Source organism: Paraburkholderia sp. GAS448 (assembly GCF_050435685.1).
In the GTDB taxonomy this organism is placed as follows: domain Bacteria; phylum Pseudomonadota; class Gammaproteobacteria; order Burkholderiales; family Burkholderiaceae; genus Paraburkholderia.
Genome location: NZ_JBNDKT010000025.1, coordinates 41,429 through 64,997, shown reverse-complemented (window position 1 = coordinate 64,997; position 23,569 = coordinate 41,429). Strand labels below are relative to the sequence as shown.

The 23,569-nt window shown below is 61.9% G+C and carries 17 protein-coding genes and 1 pseudogene; 16 read left to right on the top strand and 2 right to left on the bottom strand.

Annotated elements, in window-relative coordinates; all coding sequences use genetic code 11:
• The first annotated feature begins 60 nt into the window (after positions 1-60).
• From P3T23_RS33295 to P3T23_RS33255, 9 genes are all read left to right on the top strand, one after another.
• Positions 61-1,311, top strand: coding sequence for an efflux RND transporter periplasmic adaptor subunit (locus tag P3T23_RS33295; protein WP_429320319.1), 1,251 nt, complete (start codon positions 61-63; stop codon positions 1,309-1,311).
• A 12-nt stretch (positions 1,312-1,323) separates the two neighbouring features.
• Positions 1,324-4,557: an efflux RND transporter permease subunit gene (locus P3T23_RS33290; protein WP_429320318.1), complete on the top strand. Its 3,234-nt coding sequence runs from the start codon at positions 1,324-1,326 to the stop codon at positions 4,555-4,557.
• Between the two features lies 1 nt (position 4,558).
• A complete protein-coding gene (locus tag P3T23_RS33285; RefSeq protein WP_429320317.1) occupies positions 4,559-6,043 on the top strand; it encodes an efflux transporter outer membrane subunit in 1,485 nt (494 codons plus the stop codon).
• Positions 6,040-7,320, top strand: coding sequence for a paraquat-inducible protein A (locus P3T23_RS33280; protein ID WP_429320316.1), 1,281 nt, complete (start codon positions 6,040-6,042; stop codon positions 7,318-7,320). Before P3T23_RS33285 ends, P3T23_RS33280 begins: the two co-directional genes overlap by 4 nt.
• Positions 7,301-8,920 carry an intermembrane transport protein PqiB gene (locus P3T23_RS33275; protein ID WP_429320315.1) on the top strand — a complete coding sequence of 540 codons (1,620 nt, stop codon included), beginning with the start codon at positions 7,301-7,303 and terminating at the stop codon, positions 8,918-8,920. Before P3T23_RS33280 ends, P3T23_RS33275 begins: the two co-directional genes overlap by 20 nt.
• Positions 8,917-9,501 (top strand): PqiC family protein, encoded by a 585-nt coding sequence (locus tag P3T23_RS33270; RefSeq protein ID WP_429320314.1) that lies wholly within the window; start codon positions 8,917-8,919, stop codon positions 9,499-9,501. Before P3T23_RS33275 ends, P3T23_RS33270 begins: the two co-directional genes overlap by 4 nt.
• Before the next feature lie 287 nt (positions 9,502-9,788).
• Positions 9,789-10,154, top strand: coding sequence for a hypothetical protein (locus P3T23_RS33265; protein WP_429320313.1), 366 nt, complete (start codon positions 9,789-9,791; stop codon positions 10,152-10,154).
• Between the two features lie 84 nt (positions 10,155-10,238).
• Complete coding sequence (locus P3T23_RS33260) at positions 10,239-11,051, top strand: DUF2092 domain-containing protein (protein WP_429320312.1); 813 nt, start codon at positions 10,239-10,241, stop codon at positions 11,049-11,051.
• An 11-nt stretch (positions 11,052-11,062) separates the two neighbouring features.
• The gene (locus P3T23_RS33255; protein WP_429320311.1) at positions 11,063-11,848 is read left to right on the top strand and encodes a hypothetical protein; all 786 of its coding nucleotides are present in this window, start codon (positions 11,063-11,065) and stop codon (positions 11,846-11,848) included.
• A 437-nt stretch (positions 11,849-12,285) separates the two neighbouring features.
• On the opposite strand, the gene P3T23_RS33250 is transcribed toward P3T23_RS33255, so the two are convergent.
• Entirely contained in the window at positions 12,286-12,987 is a 702-nt protein-coding gene (locus tag P3T23_RS33250) for a transporter (RefSeq protein ID WP_429320310.1), read from the bottom strand.
• Positions 12,988-14,049: 1,062 nt separating this feature from the next.
• Between P3T23_RS33250 and P3T23_RS33245 the strand changes: the two genes are divergently transcribed.
• Positions 14,050-14,811 carry a hypothetical protein gene (locus P3T23_RS33245; protein ID WP_429320309.1) on the top strand — a complete coding sequence of 254 codons (762 nt, stop codon included), beginning with the start codon at positions 14,050-14,052 and terminating at the stop codon, positions 14,809-14,811.
• Between the two features lie 392 nt (positions 14,812-15,203).
• A complete protein-coding gene (locus P3T23_RS33240; protein WP_429320308.1) occupies positions 15,204-15,518 on the top strand; it encodes a PTS sugar transporter subunit IIA in 315 nt (104 codons plus the stop codon).
• 1 nt (position 15,519) lies between these two features.
• On the opposite strand, the pseudogene P3T23_RS33235 reads toward P3T23_RS33240, so the two are convergent.
• Positions 15,520-15,762: pseudogene (locus P3T23_RS33235) on the bottom strand (potassium-transporting ATPase subunit KdpA); the annotation flags it as partial.
• A gap of 383 nt (positions 15,763-16,145) precedes the next feature.
• On the opposite strand from P3T23_RS33235, the gene kdpF reads away from it, so the two are divergent.
• The 5 genes from kdpF to kdpB (P3T23_RS33210) all read left to right on the top strand — a co-directional run bounded on the left by kdpF (position 16,146) and on the right by kdpB (P3T23_RS33210) (position 23,567).
• The gene (gene kdpF / locus P3T23_RS33230; RefSeq protein ID WP_429320358.1) at positions 16,146-16,226 is read left to right on the top strand and encodes a K(+)-transporting ATPase subunit F; all 81 of its coding nucleotides are present in this window, start codon (positions 16,146-16,148) and stop codon (positions 16,224-16,226) included.
• Positions 16,227-16,273: 47 nt separating this feature from the next.
• Positions 16,274-18,076: a potassium-transporting ATPase subunit KdpA gene (kdpA, locus tag P3T23_RS33225; protein WP_429320307.1), complete on the top strand. Its 1,803-nt coding sequence runs from the start codon at positions 16,274-16,276 to the stop codon at positions 18,074-18,076.
• A gap of 96 nt (positions 18,077-18,172) precedes the next feature.
• Positions 18,173-20,293 (top strand): potassium-transporting ATPase subunit KdpB, encoded by a 2,121-nt coding sequence (gene kdpB, locus P3T23_RS33220; RefSeq protein WP_429320357.1) that lies wholly within the window; start codon positions 18,173-18,175, stop codon positions 20,291-20,293.
• Between the two features lie 35 nt (positions 20,294-20,328).
• Complete coding sequence (locus P3T23_RS33215; RefSeq protein WP_429320306.1) at positions 20,329-21,345, top strand: potassium-transporting ATPase subunit C; 1,017 nt, start codon at positions 20,329-20,331, stop codon at positions 21,343-21,345.
• Between the two features lie 137 nt (positions 21,346-21,482).
• Positions 21,483-23,567, top strand: coding sequence for a potassium-transporting ATPase subunit KdpB (gene kdpB / locus P3T23_RS33210; protein WP_429320356.1), 2,085 nt, complete (start codon positions 21,483-21,485; stop codon positions 23,565-23,567).
• Positions 23,568-23,569: the final 2 nt, after the last annotated feature.

Sequence of the window (23,569 nt, the reverse complement as noted above, 5' to 3'; positions counted from 1 at the left end):
CGGCTCGCCTTGCTGGTCCGGTCTGGTTTGCACGCCCAATTAGCCGTGACAGGTGATGCCATGAAATGCGCGCCGCTGAATGCCTGCCTGCAACGATTCTCAAGGGGTGATCTGAGACTGGTGCTCGCGTGTGCCACGCTGGCGCTGTGCGCCGGTTGTCACAAGCCGGCAGGACTGCCTTCAACTGGACCTGTCGAAGTGACGGTGATGACAGTCGAGCCGCACGATACGCCGGTCGACTTCGAATTCACCGCCCAGACGGAAAGCTCACGGGAGGTGCAGATTCGTGCGCGCGTCGACGGCTTTCTCGACCGACGTGTGTACACCGAGGGTCAGCTGGTCCACGCCGGGCAGACACTCTTTCTGATGGATCACAAGCCTTTCGAAGCGGCGCTGCAGACAGCAAAAGGGCAGCTTGCCCAGCAACAGGCGAGGCTCTATGTGACGAAAGCCAATCTGGCGCGAGTGGTCCCGCTCGCGAGGCAGAACGCCTTGAGCCAGAAGGATCTTGACGATGCGACAGGCAATGAAAAGCAGGCAGAAGCTGCCGTGATCGCCGCTCAGGGCCAGGTCGAGACTGCGGAGCTCAATCTCAGCTATACGACGATCAAGTCACCGCTGAACGGCCTGTCGAGCTTCGCCAAACAGCAGGACGGTAGCTATGTGACTGCCGCCGCAAACGGATTGCTGACTACCGTCTATCAACTCGACCCGATGTGGGTCAACTTCAGCGTCTCCGAAAACGAGTTGCTCGGGTATCGCAGTCAGATAGAAAAGAAGCAGCTCGTGTTTCCCCCTAACAACGATTTCGAGGTCTCGGTCATTCTGGCCGATGGCACGGTGTTTCCTTCAACCGGCCGCATCAATTTTGCCAATCCGGCGTTCAGCACCGAGACGGGCACGTTCCTCGTGCGCGCGTCGTTTGCCAACCCGCAGGGCACCCTGCGTCCGGGCCAATTTGTGCGGGCGCGCGTCTCGGGCGCAATCCGTCCGAATGCGATCCTCGTGCCTCAGCGCGCGGTCCTGCAGGGGGCGAAGAGTCATTTCGTGTGGGTGGTCGATAACGAGTCCAAAGCCCGTCAACGCGTGGTCGAACCCGGTGAGTGGCATGGCGACGACTGGTTCATCACCGACGGATTGCATCCCGGCGAACGCATCGTGGTCGATGGCGCGATCCGGGTTATCGCGGACACGCCGCTCAAGATCACCGGCGCGCCCAAGCCGGCCAGTCAGCCGGCTGCCTCCAATGCGCCGCGAGAAGAGCCACAGCATCTCGCAGCGCGGCAGTCCGGCCAGACCGTGACGAAGTGACGGGCGGCCGATATGAACATCTCCCGCTTCTGCATCGACCGGCCGATTTTTGCATCAGTCATCTCGATCGTGATTACGCTCGGGGGTGCATTGGCGATGCTAAGTCTGCCGATCGCGCAGTATCCCGACATCACGCCCCCGCAGATCACGATTTCCGCCACTTACCCGGGGGCCAGCGCGGATGTGGTCGCGAACAATGTGGCGGCGCCGATCGAGCAGCAGGTCAACGGCGCGGACAACATGATCTACATGTACTCGTCGAGTTCGTCGACGGGCAACTATACCCTCAACGCCTTCTTCGAGATCGGCACGAACCCCGAGCTGGCGCAGGTCGATGTGCAGAACCGCGTGAACCTGGCTTTGCCCCAATTGCCGTCCTCGGTGCAGTCGCAGGGCATCCAGGTGCAGAAGAAGTCCTCGGCGTTCATGATGGTGATTGCCGTCTATTCGCCGACTAACCGTTTCGACGCGACCTATATCGCCAACTACACCAACATCTATGTGCTCGATGCGCTCAAGCGCATACCGGGCGCGAATCAGTCGAGTATCTTCGGCACGCCCGACTACGCGATGCGCATCTGGCTGAAACCGGATCGCATGGCTCAACTGGGCGTCACCGCGGCGGATGTGCAGAGGGCGGTGTCCAACCAGAACCAGCAGTTCGCGGTGGGGAGCATCGGCCAGTCGCCAACTGGCACACCCGTCGAGCAGTCGTTTGCAGTCACCACGACGGGCCGGCTGACCAGTCCGGCGGAGTTCGACAACATCATCATTCGCGCCGAAAACGGGGGCGCGGCGATCGTGCGGCTCAAGGACATCGGCCGGGCTGAACTTGGCCAGAAAGATTATTCGATCCGCAGCCGGTTTCAGGGCAAGCCCGCCACGGTCCTCGCGGTGTACCAGCAGCCGGGCGCCAACGCGCTCGATGTGTCGAAGCAGGTGCGCGCCACGCTCGCGGAGTTGAAGAAGCAGTTCCCGGAAGGCATCGACTACGACATCGCGATGGATACCACGGACTTCACCCGCGCATCCATCTCTGACGTGGTTCACACTTTCTTCGAAGCGCTCGTGCTGGTCGTGATCGTGGTGTTCGTGTTTCTGCAGAGCTTCCGCGCGACGCTGATTCCGGTGCTCGCGGTGCCGGTGTCGATCATGGGCACGTTCATGGGCATGCTCCTGCTCGGTTTCTCGATCAACATGCTGACGCTGTTCGGCATGGTTCTGGCGATCGGCATTGTGGTGGACGATGCGATTGTGGTGGTTGAGAACGTCGAACGGAACATGAGCGTGTACAAGCTGAGTCCAAAAGACGCGGCCAAGCGGGCGATGGACGAAGTCGCCGGGCCGGTCGTGGCGATCGTGCTCGTGATGTGCGCGGTTTTCGTGCCGGTGGCGTTCCTGAGCGGCATTACCGGACAGTTGTACAAGCAGTTCGCCATCACCATCGCTATCTCGGTGGTGTTCTCGGGGCTGGTTGCACTCACGCTGTCGCCAGCGCTGGCGGGCATATTGCTTAAGCCGGGGCACCACGAAAAGAAGGGCTTTTTCAAATGGTTCGACGGCTGGTTCGAGCGGATGACGAACAGCTATTCGAACATGGTGCAGCTGGTGATCAAACGTTTTGTCGTGGCGCTGCTGCTTTTTGCGGGCATGATCGCGCTTGCGGTTGTCATGATGAGGTCGGTCCCCACATCGTTCCTGCCGCCCGAGGATCAGGGCTACCTGCTTGGCGCGGTCATCATGCCGGATGCAGCGAGTCTCGATCGCACGGGGGCCGTCTCCCAGCACGTCATCGACTATTTCTCGAAGCAGGACGGCGTGAGCAGCGTCACGACTATCGACGGGTTCAGCCTGCTCGACAGCCAGAACAAGAACAACTCCGCCACGTTTTTTATTGGTCTCAAGGGTTTTGATGAGCGCTACAAGTTTGCCAACATCAGAACGCAAAATGCGCGCGCGTTGCTGATCGGCGCATACGAAAACCTGTCGAAGGTCCAGGAGGGGATCATCCTCCCGGTTAATCCACCGTCGATTCCAGGCCTCGGCACGACCGGCGGCACGGAGGTATGGATCCAGGCCCAGGGTGATGCCACGATCGCGCAACTGGCCGGCGTGGTGGACCAGTTCATCGCGAAAGCCAAGGCGCGGCCCGAACTGCAACGCGTGACATCGACCTTCAATGGCTCATCGCAGCAGTTGCTGGTCAACGTGGACCGCGACAAGTCGGAGACGCTGGGCGTGCCGATACAGGACGTGTATAGCGCGATGCAGACGATGTTCGGCTCGCTGTATGTGTCGCAGTTCAACCGTTCGAGCCGGTTGTGGCAGGTGATCCTGCAAGCCGAACCCTCGTACCGACTCACGCCTCAGGATCTCGACCGGATCTACGTTCGCAGCCAGACCGACAACATGGTGCCGCTCAAGTCGGTGGTGACCTCGGAGTACACCACCGGTCCAGTTCTGGTGACGCGCTTCAACAATTTCCTGGCGGTGAAACTCACCGTCAATGGCAAGCCCGGCGTCAGCTCGGGGCAGGTGCTGTCCACCATTGAAGAGCTCGGCGATGAGGTGTTGCCACCGGGCTATAACCTCGGGTGGAGCGGCGAGGCGTACGAGGCGAGGAAGGCGGGCAGCACGTCGGGGCTGGTGTTCGTATTTGGCCTCATCATGGTGTTCCTGATTCTCGCTGCGCAATACGAGAAGTGGAGTCTGCCGTTCGGCGTGCTGATGGCGGTGCCTTTCGCGCTGTTCGGCGCGCTGCTTGCCATCATGCTGCGCGGCCTCGAAAACGACGTGTACTTCCAGATCGGCTTGACGATGCTGGTGGCGCTCGCCGCGAAGAACGCGATCCTGATCTTCGAGTTCGCCGTGATCAACCGCGAGTCGGGCGAGTCGGTGTACGACTCGGCGGTCTCCGCGGCGAAGGAGCGGCTGCGCCCGATCGTGATGACCTCGCTCGCGTTCATTCTCGGCTGCGTGCCGCTGGCGATTGCACTCGGCGCATCGCAGAACAGCCGCCACTCGATCGGCACAGGGGTGATCGGCGGCATGCTCGGCGCCACCGCGATCGCCGTGTTCTTCATCCCGATGTTCTTCTATGTGCTCGAGACGATGTCCGAGAAATCGGGCGGCAAGAAAACCCCGGGGCCGAGCGGTGGTGCATCGGGCGATGGACCTTCGGCGGGTGTTGACGCGGGCACGGGCGGGCCAAAGGTCACGCCGTCCGCGAGACGCGAGGACGAATGACATGCGTCGCTCAGTGTTCCTGCCGGTACTGGTACCCGTCCTTGTGGGACTGGGGGGGTGTCTGCTTGGTCCCAATTACGTACGGCCGACGATCGATACACCGGCGACGTTCCGTTTCGAATCCGGCGAAGCCGCCGAGGTTGCCAACGCCGCATGGTGGGAGCAGTTCCAGGACCCCGTGTTGAACGAGCTGATTGCCACCGCGCTCGCCGACAACAAGGACATCAAGATCGCGGCCGCGCGCGTGGACCAGTTCCTCGGTCAGTTCGTCACAACCCGCGCGGGGTTGTTTCCGCAGGTGAGCGCGGGCTTCCAGGCGGGACGCCAGCGGGAGTCGCAAGCTGGACCTTTGCCGCTGCCCGCGGGGGTGTCGCCGGTCTTCAACGACTTCCAGCAGACGCTCTCGGCGGCGTGGGAAATCGATCTGTTCGGCAAGGTGCGCCGTGAGACAGAGTCGGCGCGCGCGAGCCTGCTGGCGAGCGAGGAGGGGCGCCGCGCGGTGATCCTTTCGCTGGTGGCGTCGGTGGCGACCGCCTACATCAATCTGCGCAGCCTCGACCAGCAGCTTGCGATCGCAAAGGCCACCACCGAAAGCCGGCTGGAGTCGGTACACGTCTTCACGTTGCGGTTTAAGGGCGGCGACGTGTCGCAGATGGAGCTCGCGCAGAGCCAGTCGGAATACGAGGCATCGGCCGCGACGATCCCGCAGCTGGAGGCGCAGATCGCCCAGCAGGAAGACGCGCTTTCGGTGCTGATGGGCCATAACCCGGGCGACATCCTGCGCGGTCGGCAACTGTCGGAACTGGCGATTCCTGTCGTGCCGGCGGGGCTGCCCTCAGATCTGCTCGAACGGCGCCCCGATCTTCTTCAGGCCGAACAGAACCTGGTTGCCGCGAACGCGCTGATCGGTGCGGCGCGCGCGCTTTATTTTCCGTCGATCTCCCTGACTGGGCTGTTTGGTTCGGCAAGCGGGGAGTTCTCGAATCTGTTTAAAGGGCCGGCGAAGATCTGGGCCTATGCCGGCTCGCTGACGGTGCCGATCTTCACTGCCGGCAGCATCAGCGGGCAGGTCAAGCAGGCCGAAGCCCAGCAGCAACAGGCATTGATCCAGTACCAGCAGGCGATCCAGGTGGCGTTTCAGGAGGTCGACGATGCGCTTATCGGATTACAGAAATCGCAGGAGCAACTGACGGTGCTGGGTCGCCAGGTGGATGCCCTGCGTGACTATGCAAGGCTTGCGCGGCTGCGCTATGAGGGCGGCTATACGAGCTACATCGAGGTGCTGGACGCCGAGCGCAGTCTGTTTAACGCCCAGCTCAGCTATACCCAGACCACCGGCACAGTGTTCAGTTCTGTCATCGCGCTATACAAGGCGATGGGCGGCGGCTGGGTGGTCACAGCAGAAAAGATGACGCACAAGGATTCACAACAGCCCGCCGATGCCGGGCGGAAAGTGAACCAGGCAGTTGCGGGGCTGGCGCGATGACAACCGGACCGCTCCTCGCCTGTCACGAATGCGACCTGTTGCAGCGGGAGACGCCGTTGCCACCCAACGGCGTGCTGCGCTGTTGCCGGTGCCGTGCCGAGTTGTACCGGAGTCATCCCGACAGCCTCGATCGCGCGCTGTCCTTCACGCTCACGGCGATTGTCCTGTTTATCGTCGCTAACGCGTACCCGATCGTCGGCCTGGCGGTGAACGGTGACCTCGTCCAGACCACGTTGATCGGCGCGGTGCGCGTGCTGTACCGCGACGGGATCTGGCCGCTCGCGGGCCTCGTGTTTGCTACCACCATCCTGATGCCCGCCGTGCAGACCGTTGCGATGGCGTACCTGCTGGTGCCACTGAGACTAAGGCGTGTTCCGTATCGGGCGGACCTGGTCTTTCGCCTCCTGCATCTGGCTCAGCCATGGGGCATGACCGAGGTGTTGATCCTCGGGCTGCTGGTCGCGCTCGTCAAGCTCGCGCATATTGCGAGTGTGGTGCCTGGTGTAGCGCTATGGTCGTTCGGAGCGTTGATGCTGTTGCTGGCGGCTGCCAGCGCGGCGTTCGATCCCCGCGAGCTGTGGGCGCGGATCAATCATGGTGAGCAGAGTGTCGGCCCGGGGGCAGGCGGCGCGACAGCACTGCCGGCTCCTTCCGCGGCCGGTTGTGGCTTGATGGTCTGTCATAGCTGCGGATTGCTGTCGAAACCTGCCGCGCATGCGCATGATGCGCGCTGCCCGCGTTGCGACGCCCAACTTCATTTTCGCAAGCCGGACAGCATCACCCGCACCTGGGCGTTTCTGATTGCCGCGATGGTTCTATACATTCCGGCGAACGTGCTGCCGGTCATGAACACCAGCTCCCTGTTCGGTAGCGAAAAAGACACGATCATGAGCGGTGTCGTCTACCTGTGGACGTCAGGCTCCTGGCCGCTCGCAGTCGTCGTGTTCATCGCGAGTATCGCGGTGCCGATGCTGAAGATCATCGCGCTGGTGTACCTGACGGCTTCGACCCAGTTTCACTCGAGGTGGCAACCCGAGCAAAGGACGCGCATCTATCGTGTCGTCGAGCTGGTCGGACGCTGGTCGATGCTCGACATCTACGTCATCACGATGCTCGTCGCGCTTGTCCAGTTCAATGCGCTGGCGACCATCCAGGCCGGTCCGGCAGCGATTGCCTTTGGCTCGGTCGTCGTTCTTACCATGTTTGCCGCGATGTCGTTCGACCCGCGCCTGATCTGGGACCGGGCGGAGAAGAATCATGTCCAGGCCTCCCGGTAACATTCCGCCCGAGATCCCCGAGGCGGTCGCTACGCCGCGCCCGCGCTGGCGGCTACAACTGATCTGGCTGGTGCCGATCATCGCGGTGCTGATCGGCTGCTGGCTTGCCGTGAAGGCGGTCATCGAGCAGGGCCCGACCATCACGATCACCTTTGCAACCGGCGAAGGGCTCGAGGCAGGCAAGACCAAGATCAAATTCAAGAACGTGGACATCGGGGTCGTCAAAAGCGTGACGCTGACGAGGGACCACACACGCGTCGTGGCGACCGCCGAGATTGTCAAGGATGCCACGGATATGCTTGTCGACAACACGCGCTTCTGGGTCGTGCGTCCACGCATTTCGGGGGGCACGGTGTCCGGCATTGGCACGCTGCTGTCCGGCTCGTTTATCGGCATGGATAGGGGCAAGTCGACAACCAGCCAGCGCGACTTCGTGGGCCTCGAAACACCGCCTGTTTTTGCGAGCGACGTTCCGGGACGGGAGTTCGTGTTGAAATCGGATGACATGGGCTCACTCGATGTGGGCTCTCCCATCTTCTTCAGACGCCTGCAGGTTGGTCAGGTCACGGCCTACAAGCTTGATAGCGACGGCAAGGGCGTGACGCTCAACGTGTTTGTCAACGCCCCCTACGACCGGTTTGTGACCAGCAATACGCGGTTCTGGCACGCAAGCGGTGTCAACGTCTCGCTCGATGCCACGGGCGTCAAGGTCAACACCCAGTCGCTGGTGTCCATCGTGATCGGCGGCCTCGCGTTTCTGACGCCTCCGGATACGGCAGACATCTCCGAGGCCGCTGTGAAGACGCAATTCGAACTGTTCGATAACTTTGCCGATGCGATGAAGCGCCATGACAACATCGTGGATACCTACGTGCTGAATTTCACCGAATCGGTGCGCGGGCTGACGATCGGCGCACCGGTCGACTTCCGCGGGATCACCGTGGGCGAGGTGACGGCGATCTATACCCGCTTCGATCCGGTCACGAGGCAGTTCAGCATTCCGGTCGAGATCCACCTTTATCCGGAGCGCTTCACTTCGCGCTACGAGTCGGGCGCAGCAGGAGCCGGCAGAGTCACAAGGGACCCCCGGAAGCTCTCGACCATCCTCGTCGACCGTGGGCTGCGGGCGCAATTGCGAACAGGAAGCCTGATTACCGGGCAGTTGTACATCGCGCTCGAATTTTTCCCTAATGCCGCGAAGGCCTCAATGAATTGGGACAAGACCCCGCCTGAATTTCCGACCACGCCGGGCAATCTGCAATCGCTGCAGGACTCGTTGACGAATCTGATGACCAAGCTGAACAAGATCCCGTTCGACGCGATCGGCAAGAGCGCGCAACAGACGCTTGTCGAGGCGAATACATTGCTCAAGCGGCTCGATACTGAAGTTACGCCGCAGGCGCGCGAGACGCTCATCGCGGCTCATAAGGCGCTCGACTCGGCGAACAACGCGTTGCTGCCCAACTCGCCGTTGCAGCAGGGTGCAGGGGACGCATTGAGCGAGCTGGCGCGCACGGCGGCTGCCTTCCGGACGCTCGCGGATTATCTCGAACGACATCCGGAAGCGCTGATTCGGGGAAAACCGGAGGATCAGAAATGATGCGTTCACTCCTGTGCCTGCTTGCTGCGCTCGAGATCGGGACGCTTGGGGGCTGCAGTTCGCCGAGGGCTGGCTTCTACACACTGAGTTCCGATGCCACGCTCGAGCGCAGCGGCCCCGCCGTGCCGATCGGCATCGTGGTTGGTCCGGTGACAGTGCCGGAACTCGTCGACCGTCCGCAGATGGTGACGCGCGTCTCAGACAATCAGGTCGCGGTGAACGAATTCGCGCGCTGGGGCGAATCGCTCAAGAGCAATATCCCGCGGGCGATCGCGGGCAATCTTGTGCAGTTGCTGGGTACCGGCAACGTGTCCGTTTTTCCGCAAGGTGGGGAGGCAGGGGGCTATCGAGTTAGCGTCGCCATCCTGCGTTTCGATTCGGTGCCCGGTGACTCGGTCACCATCGATGCGTTGTGGACCGTGCATCCTCCTGAACAGGCTGCGCTGGTAACCGGTCATACCGTCGCGCACGAACCGGTAACGGAACCGGGCTACATCGCCATCGCGGCCGCCCACAGCCGCGCACTGGCTGCGGTGAGCCGAGACATTGCCGCAGCCATACGGCAAACGCTACCGCGATGAATCGTAAGCGTCTCAGCGCATAAGCTGGATCTTTGCCGGTCGGATGGCGTGGCATCGGTTGCCGCGGACGGCGGTATGGGGAGATCTGCTGATCGCATTTCATGCTCTCATCCGGGCGAGAAGGCTTGAGCGTGCGGGGATAACGATCGGTCCCATCGCACCCATGTAGTACCAAGGTCCAATAGCGGCATCCGTACGGGATGAGTAGTCTTTAACGTGGGTGCATGTGTTTAGTCGGATGGAGCCGGAGGAGGCGCACGGAGTCATGCGGGAAACAGGTTGCTTCTATGGGAGCGATGATCTTCCCGCTTTTCCATACTGCGGACCGTTCTATCACTGTTGAGGGCAAGGTCATGACCAGGCGTTTTCTGCGGCTTGCGCTGGGGTCAGCGCTGCTGTTTTCGGGTGTTGTCAATGCCCAGCAGTTCCCGATGCTGGACGAGGTTGCAGGAAAGATCGTCCAGAAGTACCAGAACTCGACTTGCGAGCAACTGTGGCAGGAGAAATCCCAGAAACAGAGTCAGCCGAAGTCGCCGGCCGAACAGCGTGCCTTGCAACTGCTGCACACTGATCCGCAGATGCGCGCTGAGTTCATCAACAGGGTGGCAGCGCCGATCGCCAACAAGATGTTCGAGTGCGGCATGATTCCGTGATTGTCTCCGGGGGCGCCGCAAAATGAGTTACTCAGCGAGGTCACGATGACCTTTGAGAAACTGAAGTGGGCTATAACCGCCGTCGTGCTGGGCGCGTTTCTCGCAGCCAGCGGCAACGCCCAGCAGACGCACAAGGCGGCCAAGCCAGCGGCGAAGGCCGCGGCGCCGGCGTATCAGGCCGGACTCGAGCCACGGGCGATCGAAATCCTCAAGGCGGCCAGCGCCCGCCTTGCGGCGGCCCAGTCGATGTCGTTCACGGCGGTCGTCTCCTATGAGAGTCCGAGCCGTCTCGGCCCCCCGCTCATCTATTCGACCAAATCAGAAGTCACGTTGCAGCGGCCCAACAAGCTCAAGGTCATCACCCTTGGCGACGGGCCACCATCGGAGTTCTACTACGACGGTAAGACCATGATGGCCTTTGCGCCGAAGGAGAACCTGGTCGCCGTCGCCGACGCGCCACCGACCCTCGACGCCGCGCTGGAGGCTGCCTACGTCAAAGGCGCGATCTATTTCCCGTTTACCGACGTGATCGTCACGGATCCCTACAAGGATATCGCCGACGGGTTGAAGCTTGCGTTCTATATCGGTCAATCGATCGTGGTCGACAACACGACGACGGACATGGTGGCCTATATTACGGGCGATGTCTTCGTGCAGGCCTGGATCGGCACAGAGGACAAACTTCCGCGGCGGATCTACGCTGTCTACCTCAACGATCGCGCCCGCCTGCGCCACGTGCTGGCACTCACGAACTGGAAGCTGGATGTCGCCGTTTCCGCAGACGCCTTTGCTTCTCCCCAGGCGGCCAGCGCGTCGCGGATCGCGTTCGCGCGCCCGGACGCCACGGATGCGCCGGGAATGAAGCCACCGCCGAAGATGCAGGCGAAGACTCAATGAGGAGAGGCGTCATGAGACAGGTCGTCATTCGTCTGGTCGCGCTCCTTGTTCCGGCGCTCGCGGCAGGGCCAGCCGGCGCGTGGTCGCATGCCGGCGCTTATGGAAGAAGCGTATCGCACGTTCCGGGTTCGGGGTCTACGACCCGTAGCAACTTTGCAGGGGGCAGCGAAACGCATACTTACGGTCAGGGCACGACGGCGACCGGCCGCTACGGCGGCACGGCGACGCACGCTCAAGGATCGGGGCAGACGACTGCAAGCAATCAATACGGCAGCGCGACGCACACCTACGGCCAGGGCACGACCGCTACCAACAACTATGGCGCTACGGCGTCGCACGCCACGGGATCCGGTTACACAACCTACACCAACTCCTCGGGCGCCACTGCGTATCACAATACTTATTACGGCGGCAGATACCCTGCGTACCATCCACCGGTCGTCGTGAATAACTACGGCTCCGGATGTTACAACTGCGGAGGCTGGTCCACAGCGGGTGCGGCTGCCGCAGGCGCAGTGGTTGGAGTGGCGACCGGCGCGGCCATTGCCAACGCCAACAATGCCGCAGCGACATCGAACGCCTACAACGCGGGAGTGGTCGCCGGAGCAACGGCAGCCCAACCTGTAGCCGTCCCGGTGAGTACGAGGTTTGCGATGGGCGCGGTCTACGCGGCGCTGCCGGCCGGCTGTGCGCAGCCCACGGTTCATGGCAGTGCATATTACCTGTGCGGCAACACATGGTTCCAGCCCGCCTACGGTGCCAACGGCGTGTACTACCGTGTGGTGCCGGCGCCTTGAGGGGCACGGCGCCGACCGGCTGCGTTCGCACAACCCGATCGAACGGGTGTTCATAGTCGGCTATACGGCGTCGCTTCAGGTACTTGCTTCCCGCGACTGTTCGCAACTAGCTGGACCTGGAAGCTCAGAGGCAACCGCGCGGGTGGAAAATCTGCAGCCCAGGCTGAAAGCCCTCTCACCACGCAGCAGCCGGGATCAGCGATTGAACCAGGGGTATTGAAGAGCGACCAGAGAATGTCTGGAAGTTGCCGCCCACGCGTGTTGTGAGTCCATGCGACCATGCAAGCTTCGCCGACCATTGCGTAGCAAGCGGCACCGAAAGCGTGATGCCGTAGCGAGTATTGCTTTGCAGATCACGGTCATTGACGCCATTCACGCTGGTCTGACCGCCCGTGAAATACGTGAAGTCCGCAGCAATCCACAGGCCGGGTAGAAAGTTATAGCCGCCGTGCCATTGGAACGTAAAGAGCGGATCCTGACTGCGCTGCCGGCCGCCAAAAAAAATCAGTATTGTCGGTGAAGAGCCACACGCCCACCGCGCCCTCCACGAACCAGTTGCCGAGCGGTTGTGACAATCCGATCTCAGGCTTGAACGACCAGCGGTTCGAACCGATATTGATCAGCCGGGACGGCACGTACTGGCCCGTTGGCGCAATCACGCTCAGGCTGACACCCAGGATAGTGGAAGGGTTACGTCGCGCGAATTCCTCCGGTGTGAGCGCGGGGTCCCCCAGTAGATTCACGGCAACCCTGAAACGCACATCTCCCAGTCCTGACCGGTAAGCTTGTCCAGGCGCGCCCTCGACGTTGCCAGTCAGATCCGCATTGGCATAAGGCGCCGACACTGCGAAGCTGACGGTATGCCCCGCGATGCCAAAGCTGTGGGAATAGCCGAGTGAATACGTATTGATTGTGGCTTCTAGCCCGGTAATGGGCAGCGCGGGGTCGAGCGAGACCCCGCCACTCGATCGTGCGTAATCCGCCACCACAAAGTTGGTTCTGATCGGGACGGCCGAATAGGCGCGCGGCTCCATTTCCTGTGCGGACGTCAAAGCAGACCAGAGCAGGGCCACACCTGCAATCGCGTGCCGAATGCTGCTGACTTTCCGCGACACCGCGTCGATCGATGCTCCAAGCATTTACGTGACCTTTGTCTCCGATCGGTCGGGAACTGAGCGACATGCAGACTGTTCATTATGATCCGAGCTGTGTCCTGGAGGCTATGTCGGACTCGTGAAGAGTCGAGCAATTTTTCGCACGAAGATAGATGAATCAGTTGCGAATATGGTTCTACGAAGTGGTCGCCGAATGACGGACAGGAAGTGAGCCAAAGTCGCCTACCATTAAGTAACGCGACTGGTCGGTGCGACGACTTCGCGTCGGTCAAATCAGGAGGCGGTCATGAGAATTCTAGTTTTGTTGGCATGTGTGCTGCTGTCTTCGAGCGCATTCGCGGAGTGCACCACTAACGCACGCGGTGTCACCGTTTGCGGCAACGGACAGACAGCTGGTGGCTATAACCCGAACACGGGTAACGCGTGGAAGGCTCAGAAGAATCAGGCCGGAGTGACGGCGACCCGGACAAGCAATGGCGGTGAGGCCAAGACAAAGAATGGAAAGGGCGTATACAGGAGCCCGAGCGGAAAGACCTGTTACAAGACCGCAAACAGTCAGGGATGCAATTGAAGATATAAGAATCCCGTGTGGATCAACTCAGCATGGCGGACGAAGATGCAAATACTTCTGAAATCTCCCGCTCACCCGCCAGCGTGATGTTCCAGCGATTCGGGAAAAGGAACCGGCGGCGCTGCGCCCATGGGCGCATAGCGCCACTAACGACACCCCGACGAGGGCGCGCATGTAAGCGTGTGTTGCGGTTGGACTATCGCCAGAATAGCGGGGGAGAAAGGCTGCTTTCAAGCGTTTGCGAAGGCACGATTGCACTAAAGTTCAATTATGTTGACGGCAAGCAAGTACCAATATTGACGTGACTCGAGAAGAACCCTGGGCGGGAGTGCGCTTTGCACCGCTAGTTACTTTTTCGAACGGAGCTCGCGTCATGATCAAGTATCTTCGACTTATTCTGTCGAGTCCTCGTTTATGTTTCATTTGCGGATCGAGTATGCGATTCATGACGCCTGCCAGAGTTGCCTGGATACCGATACGCGATACGTGCACGACTGCAAACGCAGAATAGAGAAATGATCCACCTTGTCATCGCGTTGATCGTATTTGTATGCGTATTCGGCAGCGCGCTACTTGGGCTGTATGTGCGTGCTCTGCTGCCGGCCCATCATCTTGGCGAAGAATCGATCGGTGTCGTCAAACTGGCAACCGGGCTGATCGCCACAATGGCCGCGTTGGTGCTTGGCCTGCTGATCTCGTCGGCCAAAGGTTCGTTCGATGCGGTCAACGGCGAGCTTGTGCGCAATGCCGCAAGTGTCATTCGTCTTGACCGGGTGCTCGCCCACTATGGACCGGAAACGCAGGAGATCCGCGGTTTGCTTAAGAGGAGTTTCGGGCAGCAGATCCAGATACTTGCGTCCGGCGACCCAGCGCAGATGGCGAGACTCGGTAGCGCCGAGGCAGTGGCCCGGGTTGAAGACCTGCAACGCAGGCTGGATGATCTCTCGCCAGCCACTGCGAAGAAGCACGAACTGCAGGCACGCGCCATTCAGTTCGCGGATGAAATACAGGCTGTCCGATGGCTGGCAATTTTGCAGGCGCAGGGCTCAACCCCGATACCGTTGCTGATCGCTCTGGTGTTGTGGCTGTCCATTATCTTCGGCGCGTTTGGTCTGTTTGCTCCTTTCAACGGGACGGTCATTGCAACTTTGTTTCTTGGCGCCGTCTCGACTTCCGGGGCGATTTTTTTGATCGAAGAGATGAACACTCCGCTCGACGGGTTGATCAGGCTCTCGCTTTCTCCCTTGCGTGCCGCGCTGGCTATTCTCGGTCAGTAGATGCGGCCAGTTTAGAAAATGCGTCGCGGGCCACACTTCCCTTTTACGAAGCCGCATTTTTTACGCGAACTTAACGCCAATTTGGGTAACCTGAAAGCAGGTAGCGGACGACGGGGGCGATATGACGCACGCTTTCGCGGGCCTGCGGGCTCGCCTCGGATTAGGCAAGGGCCCGGCCTGCGGCCGACCACTTCTCGAGTCGGGCCGCAATGTGATGATGCACGTCACGCTCGACGCGCAACATGCCACGCCACTACGCCAGGCGCTGATTCGTGACTGCCGTGGCCAGCCCTGGACCATCCGGCTCGCTCCGCTGCACGGAACCGGCCGGGTGAGGTTATCGCTCTATCTGCCCAAGGCTGCGGTGAGCGGGCCTCGCGGCGCGCGAAGCGTTGGGTTCGACCGGGCTGGGGCAGGGGGTCGCCGTTCCCCACGGCCAGATCAAGGGGCTGCGTCGGGCATTGGCGCTGTATGTGCGCCCGACCACGGCCATTCCGTTTGATGCGCCCGACGGCAAGCCGGCAAGTGACGTCGTCGTGCTACTGGTCCCGATATGGACTAACAGCACGCATTTGCAACTGCTGGCTGAGGTGGCGCAGCGCTTCTGCGATCATCACTTCCGCGAGTTGCTCCACGCGTGTGTGGACGCACAGGCCGTGCGCAAACTGTTCGTCGGCTATGAGGCACTCGACGAAGCCGGGCGCTAAAGGCTTGCTCCGCGCGGATCGTTATCGCAGCCATCACGATGAACATGACGGTCATCGCCGCGAGCAGGGCCCATCCCTGGCGGCGATCGCCGACCATCACGCCGACCGCATGGCAGCGTCCCGCCGGAATCAGCAGGATGGCGAGCATCTGCAGGAAATTGGTCAGCGGTGTCGGATTTTAATACGGGTGCGCGGAGTTGGCATGGTAGAAGCCGTCACCGTCCCCGCTTAACAGCTTGATGGAGGCTACGCGCCGGCCACTGCAGGATCCAGCTCGATACGCAGGATCACGAGCCATTGCTTCGGACAGTCCGCAGTCAACCTGCACAATTTGTTCTGTGTCCTCGGGGGACCGATAAAAGCGCCCCGTTTACACCAATCAGGTCGCCATCCTCTTCCGGATTTACGACATTTTTATCCGCTGCGCCCTATACCTTAACCAGACCTCAATAGCAGGTTTCGGCGCCACCGGCCACACGCTGGCGCGGCGCCGTGTCGTCTGTCGAAAACTGGGGATCGTCATGAACTGGATGATCTGGCTGCCGCTCATGTTCGTGCTCGGATTGGGCAGCCTTGCACTGTGCCTTGCGTTCGTCGACGCATGCGAAAGGATCTGAGGAGACCGTCATGGCCTGGCTCGCCGCCGCGATTTCTGCGTTGACCTTCGTCTATCTGTTCGTCGCGCTCGTTCGCCCCGAGTGGTTCTAAACAACCCGACGCACTCTGCTGTCCTTCCGCGTGGAAGGGGGAAGCTCATGTGGACTCTACCGATCCTGATTCTGGTGGTGGCAATCGCCATCTCTATTCCGCTTAGCCGCTACATGGCGTGGATTCTCGACGGCCGCTACCGGGCGCCCGGGCCACTGCGCTGGTTCGAGTCGAAGCTGGACAGCGGTCCGCAGGACTGGAAACAGTACACCGTCGCGCTGATCGTCTTCAATGCGGTCCTGTTCGTGTTCGGCTTCGTCGTGCTGTCGCTTCAGCCGGTGATGCCGCTCAACCCTCTTGGCCGCGGCATGCTTGCCCCGTCGACGATCTTCAACACGGTCATTTCCTTCATGACCAATACGAACCTGCAGCACTATTCAGGCGACCAGCACTTCTCGAACTTCAGCCAGATCTTCTTCATCCTGCCGAACATGTTCCTGTCGGCATCTGTCGGGCTATGTGCGTTGACGGCGATCATCCGCGCACTGCGTGGCGAGCAACTGATCGGCAATTTCTTCGTCGACATGTGGCGGGTGGTCGTCTACATGTTCGTGCCGATCGCGCTGATCGTCGGCGTGATCTTCATTCAGCAAGGTATGCCGATGACCTATGCGAGCGACCAGCAGGTGACGACGCTCGAGCCCGCTGCGATGGGCACCGCCGACAACGGCCAGCCGAAACGGCAGACGCTGGTGGTCGGCCCGGTCGCAGCGGTGATCCCGATCAAGATGCTTGGCACGAACGGCGGCGGCTTCTATGGCATGAATTCGGCACACCCGTATGAAAACCCGAGTGCCGGCTCGAACTTCGTCACGACGCTTGCGATGATGGTGTTCCCATTCTCGCTGGTGCTGATGTACGGACGCATGCTCGGCCGTCTGCGGCATGCGGTGGTGATCTACAGCGTGATGTTGTCGATGATGATTGGCCTGATCGTCTGGGCGGTCTACTGGGACACGCTCAAACCGAATCCCGCGTTTGCGGCGCAACCAGTCTCACGTAGCTATGAGCTGGCCGGCGCGCATCGAACGCTAACTATTGCGCCGCTCGCCGCATTGCCCGTCGATCAGCATCTCGGCAATCTGGAAGGCAAGGAGTTGCGGTTCGGCACCTCCGCAGGTGCGACGTTCGCCGCGATCACAACCGACGTCACGTGCGGGGCGGTCAACGCGGAGCACGACAGCCTTAACCCGCTGGCTGGCCTGTCTCCGTTCATCGGCATGTGGCTGAACTGCGTATTCGGCGGCAAGGGCGTCGGGATGATCAACCTGCTGCTGTTCCTGATCGTCGGCGTTTTCCTTGCGGGGCAGATGGTGGGCCGCACGCCGGAGTATCTGGGACGCAAGGTCGGCGCGCGTGAAATGAAGCTGGCGATGATCGCGCTGCTGGTGCATCCGATCCTGATCCTCGGTCCGAGTGGCCTGTTCTCCGCCAGCGATTGGGGCACGAAAGCCGAAAACAATCCCGGCGCGCATGGCTTCTCCGAGATCACGTATCAGTTCTCGTCGGCGTCCGCGAATAACGGCTCGGCATTCGATGGACTTGGCACGACCTATGGACTCGCCAGCAATCCGAATCCGGCGCCCACCGCAGTGCAATGGGATACGGCAACCGGGCTCGTGATGCTGTTCTCGCGCTATCTGCCGATCATCGCGCCGATCGCGATGGCTGCGTATCTCGGCCGCAAGAAGACTGCGCCCGCCACGCTCGGGACGATGCGCGATAACACGGTGACATTTGGCTTCCTGTTGCTCGGCACGATCCTGATCGTCGGTGCGCTGCTGTTCCTGCCTGTCGCCGCACTCGGGCCGCTAGCGGAACACCTGGGGCCGATTCCATTCGGCGGATGACGCACCGGCTGCAATACACGCAAGCCCTTCAGGTTCATTGGATTGAGGAACTCCATCATGGAAACCGCAAAAGTCGCGCACGGACCGGCACCCGGCATGGCGGCCGGTCCCCGGCCGCCGCGCCAGTCTCCGCAGCAGGGGCTCTTTGCATCAGCGCTGGTGCGCGCCGCGCTGCGACAGTCAGTGGTTGCGTTGCGGCCGGACATCCAGTGGAAGAACCCCGTGATGTTCGTGGTCGAGATTGGCGCCGTGCTGACGCTTGTTTTCATCATCCAGATGGCGCTTGGCGCCGCGCACAGCCAGGCGCCGCTGACCTACTTCATTGCGCTCGACGTATGGCTTTTCCTGACCGTCATATTTGCGAATTTCGCCACGGCGATCGCGGAAGAGCGCGGCAAGGCGCAAGCCGATGCGCTGCGTCGCGCGCGGCGTGACACTATCGCATACCGCCTGCATGCCGACGGCTCGCGCGAGACGGTGTCGTCGATCAGGCTGCAACGCGGCGATCTTGTGATCGTAGGAGCAGGGGAGGTGATTCCGAGCGATGGCGAGATCATCGAAGGCACCGCGTCCGTCGACGAATCCGCGATTACCGGCGAGTCCGCGCCTGTCATCCGCGACGCGGGCGGCGACCGCTCGGGTGTGACGGGCGGAACCACCGTGCTGTCCGACGAGATTATCGTGCGGGTATCGGCGGAGCCGGGCGAGACCTTCCTCGACCGGATGATCGCGCTCGTCGAGGGCGCGGTGCGCCAGCGCACGCCGAACGAGATCGCGCTGACGCTCGTGCTGTCGGCATTTACGCTGATCTTCCTGATCGTCGTCGTGCCGCTGTGGCCGATGGCGCTCAACGCGGAACAGTACATGACGAGCTATCTTGGGCTATCCGAGCCGCTCCATAGTCTCGGTACTGACGTGCCCACGCTCGTCGCGCTCCTCGTCTGCCTGATCCCCACCACGATCGGGGCGCTGCTCGCCGCGATCGGTATTGCGGGGATGGACCGCGCGCTGCGCGCCAACATCATCGCGAAGAGTGGCAAGGCCGTCGAGGTCGCGGGCGACATCGACACGGTCGTGCTCGACAAGACCGGCACCATCACGATCGGCAACCGCCGCGCGACGGGATTCATGCCAGTCGGCGCGTACGACGAGGGTGAGCTGAAACGTCTCGCGGCGCTCGCCTCGGCGGGCGACCAGACGCCCGAAGGAAAGAGCATTGCGGCGGTTATGTCGCCGCTTGCGCCGTACTCATCGGTTTCCGGCGTGCCCAGCGAAGCAAAGGTAATCCAGTTCAGCGCGCAAAGCCGCATGAGCGGCATCGATCTATCGGACGGGCGGATGATACGCAAAGGCGCACCAGACGCAGTGATCGCCTGGGTGCAGCAGCACGGCGGCGAGGTGCCGTATGGGCTCGAGCCGATTCTGAGGCACACGGGCGAACTGGGCGCGACGCCGCTCGTTGTCGCGAACGGCAATGAGATCGTCGGTGTCGTGGTGCTCGAGGACATCCTGAAGCCCGGCATCCGCGAACGCATCCAGCACTTGCGCAAGATGGGTCTCTATACGGTGATGGTCACCGGCGACAATGCATTGACCGCCGCGACGCTTGCCCGGCTTGCGGGGGTCGATCATTTCATCGCCGAGGCAACCCCGGAAGCCAAGCTCGCGTATCTTCGCCGCGAGCAGGCCGAAGGCAAACTCGTTGCGATGATGGGCGACGGCACCAACGATGCGCCAGCGCTCGCTCAGGCCGACGTTGGACTCGCGATGAATTCGGGCACCCAGGCCGCGAAGGAAGCCGGCAACATGGTCGACCTCGATAGCGATCCGACCAAGCTCATCGAGGTGATCGAGATCGGCAAGCAACTGCTGATGACGCGGGGCGCACTGACTACGTTCTCGATTGCGAACGACGTGGCGAAATACTTTGCGATCGTGCCCGCGCTCTTTGCCGGCACGCTGCCCTGGCTCGGCGCAATGGACGTGATGCATCTGCATTCGCCAACCTCGGCGATCCTGTCGGCGGTGATTTTCAACGCGATCATCATTCCGCTGCTGATTCCGATCGCGCTCAAGGGGGTCAAGTACCGGGCATTGGGCGCCGACGCGTTGTTGCGTCGCAATCTCCTGGTCTGGGGGCTTGGCGGTGTCATCGTGCCGTTCGCCGGGATCAAGCTGATCGACCTGTTCATGGTCGGGTTGCATCTGGTCGCCTGAGGGTCGCTTAACGATCGTGCGGGAAGGAGCAAGTCATGCTGCGCCATCTGTCGAAAAGTCTCTGGCTGCTGGGACTCATAACCGTGCTTGTCTGCGGTGTATATCCGGCCGTGCTTTGGGTGATCGGCCAGACTGCGTTTCCGTTCCAGGCGAACGGCAGTATCGTCGACGGGCCGGACGGCAAGCCGGTGGGTTCACTGCTGATCGCGCAGCCGTTCACAAAGGACGAGTATTTTCAGGCACGTCCGTCGGCGGTTTCGTATGACGCGTCGGCATCCGGTTCGTCAACGCTCGCTGCGTCGAACTATCTGTTGCGCGACCGTGTTGCACGGCTGCTCGGGCCGATTGCACGCTATGCCAGCGGGCCGCAGGCCGGACAACTGGTGGCGCCCGATGTCGAGCGCTGGTTCCAGGCGGACCGCGCAGGTGGCCAACCGCATATCGTTGCGCAATGGGCGGACGCTCATAACGGGCTCGCGCAGGCGTGGGTGAGTGCGGACCCTTCACACGGGAAGTACGTGGACGACTGGGCGAAGCAGCATCCCGCAGTCGTAAAAAAATGGATTGCCGCCAATCCGGCCACGCCGAATCCGAAGGCCGCCGATCTGGCCGTGGTGTTCTTCGAGACTTTCTCCGCGGAGCATCCTGGGCAGTTTCCGTCGGGCGTGACGCATACGGATAGCAATGGCAAAAGCATCACGACGATCGAGCCGGTGAAGGACGGTGCAGACGTGCAGTCGATCTTCTTCGACATGTGGCGGCAGGATCATCCGGGTGTCGCGTTACAGGACGTTCCGGGCGATTTCGTTACGACGTCCGGTTCCGGCCTCGATCCCGACATTACGCTCGCAAACGCCACGTACCAGCTCGATCGGGTGGCGGCTGCGTGGGCGAAGGATACGAAGCGGGATCCGGCACAGGTGCGCAGCGAAATTGGCACGCTGTTGCAGCAGTCGGCACACGCGCCGTTTGGCGGGCTGGTCGGCGAGCCACTAGTGAATGTGCTCGAAGTGAATCTGGCGTTGCGCCGGCGTTTTGGTGCGCCGGCCTGATCGTATCGTTTGCGAGGGTCGTCTGTATCGCGTGACGACCCTGGCGCGTTGATTTCGAGGCAAGCATGTCTTCCACTACCCAGCCGCCGGTTCATCAGCCGGGCAATCTCGGTCAGGCACGCACTGCGGCTCATTCGATGTTCGATCCGGCGATCGTCAAGCCCGCAGTCGTCGATTCGTTCAGGAAGCTCACGCCGCGCACCCAGTTGCGCAACCCGGTGATGTTTTGCGTGTACGTCGGCAGCATCCTGACGACGATCCTCTGGATCGCCGCGCTCAAGGGGCAGGCCGAGGCACCGGCGGGCTTCATTCTCGCAGTCACGCTGTGGCTGTGGTTCACGGTGCTCTTCGCCAACTTCGCCGAGGCACTTGCCGAAGGCCGTTCGAAGGCCCAGGCGGAATCGCTGCGCGGCGCAAGGCACAACGTGGTGGCAAAGAAGCTGAACGGCACGCATCCGAAGGCACCGGTTCGAGTTATGGAAGCGAGTGATCTGCGCCGCGGCGACATCGTGCTGGTCGAGACCGGCGACGTGATTCCGGCCGACGGCGAAGTGGTCGAAGGCGTCGCGTTGGTCGACGAATCGGCCATCACCGGCGAATCCGCGCCGGTGATCCGCGAGTCGGGCGGCGACTTCTCGTCGGTGACGGGCGGCACGCGCGTGCTGTCGGACTGGATCGTCGTGCGCGTCACGGCGAATCCGGGCGAGGCCTTCCTCGACCGGATGATCGCGATGGTCGAAGGCGCGAAGCGTCAGAAGACGCCGAACGAGATCGCGCTGACGATCCTGCTCGTCGCGCTGACGATCGTGATGCTGCTCGCCACGGCCACGCTGCTGCCGTTCTCGATTTTCTCCGTCGAAGCGGCGAAAGCCGGGCATGTGGTGACGATCACCGCACTCGTGGCACTGCTCGTCTGCCTGATTCCGACGACGATCGGCGGCCTGCTGTCGGCGATCGGCGTGGCCGGCATGAGCCGCATGATGCAGGCCAACGTGATCGCGACCTCGGGCCGCGCCGTCGAAGCGGCCGGCGACGTCGACGTGCTGCTGCTCGACAAGACCGGCACGATCACGCTCGGCAACCGTCAGGCGTCGCTCTTCGTGCCGGCGCCAGGCGTGACCGAGGAAGCGCTGGCCGACGCCGCGCAACTGTCGTCGCTCTCCGATGAAACGCCGGAAGGCCGCAGCATCGTCGTGCTGGCCAAGCAGCGTTTCAACATCCGTCAGCGCGACATGGCGACGTTGCATCCGGTGTTCCTCGCGTTCAGCGCGCAGACGCGCATGAGCGGCGTCGATCTGTCGCCCACGGGGACGTCCTCCGGGGCGCCGGGACGTGAAATCCGCAAGGGCGCGGCCGACGCAGTCCGGCACTACGTCGAGGCGCACGGCGGCCGTTTCCCTGCCGAGATGAACAACGCGGTGACGGAAATCGCCCGGCGCGGCAGTACGCCGCTCGTGGTGGCGGAAAAAGGCGAGGGCAACGCGCGCGTGCTCGGCGTGATCGAACTGAAGGATGTCGTGAAGGGCGGCATCAAGGAGCGCTTTGCCGAGTTACGCAAGATGGGCATCAAGACCGTGATGGTGACCGGCGACAACCGGCTGACCGCCGCGGCCATCGCGGCCGAAGCGGGCGTCGACGACTTCCTCGCCGAAGCCACGCCGGAAGCGAAGCTCTCGACGATCCGCGCGCACCAGGCCGAAGGGCGCCTCGTGGCGATGACGGGCGACGGCACCAACGACGCCCCCGCGCTGGCGCAGGCCGACGTCGCCGTGGCGATGAACACCGGCACGCAGGCGGCGAAGGAAGCCGGCAACATGGTGGACCTCGATTCGAACCCGACGAAGCTGATCGAGATCGTCGAGATCGGCAAGCAGATGCTGATGACGCGCGGCTCGCTCACGACGTTCTCGATCGCCAACGACGTCGCCAAGTATTTCGCGATCATCCCGGCCGCGTTCGCGACCACCTATCCGGTGCTGAATACGCTCAACGTGATGCATCTCGCGACGCCGGCGTCCGCGATCATGTCGGCGGTGATCTTCAACGCGCTGATCATCGTGGCGCTGATTCCGCTCGCGCTAAAGGGTGTGCGCTACCGGCCGCTGGGCGCGGCGATCCTGTTGCGCCGCAATCTGCTGATTTACGGCCTCGGCGGGATCATCGTGCCGTTCATCGGCATCAAGCTGATCGACATGGTGCTGGCCGCGTTTGGCTGGGTGTGACG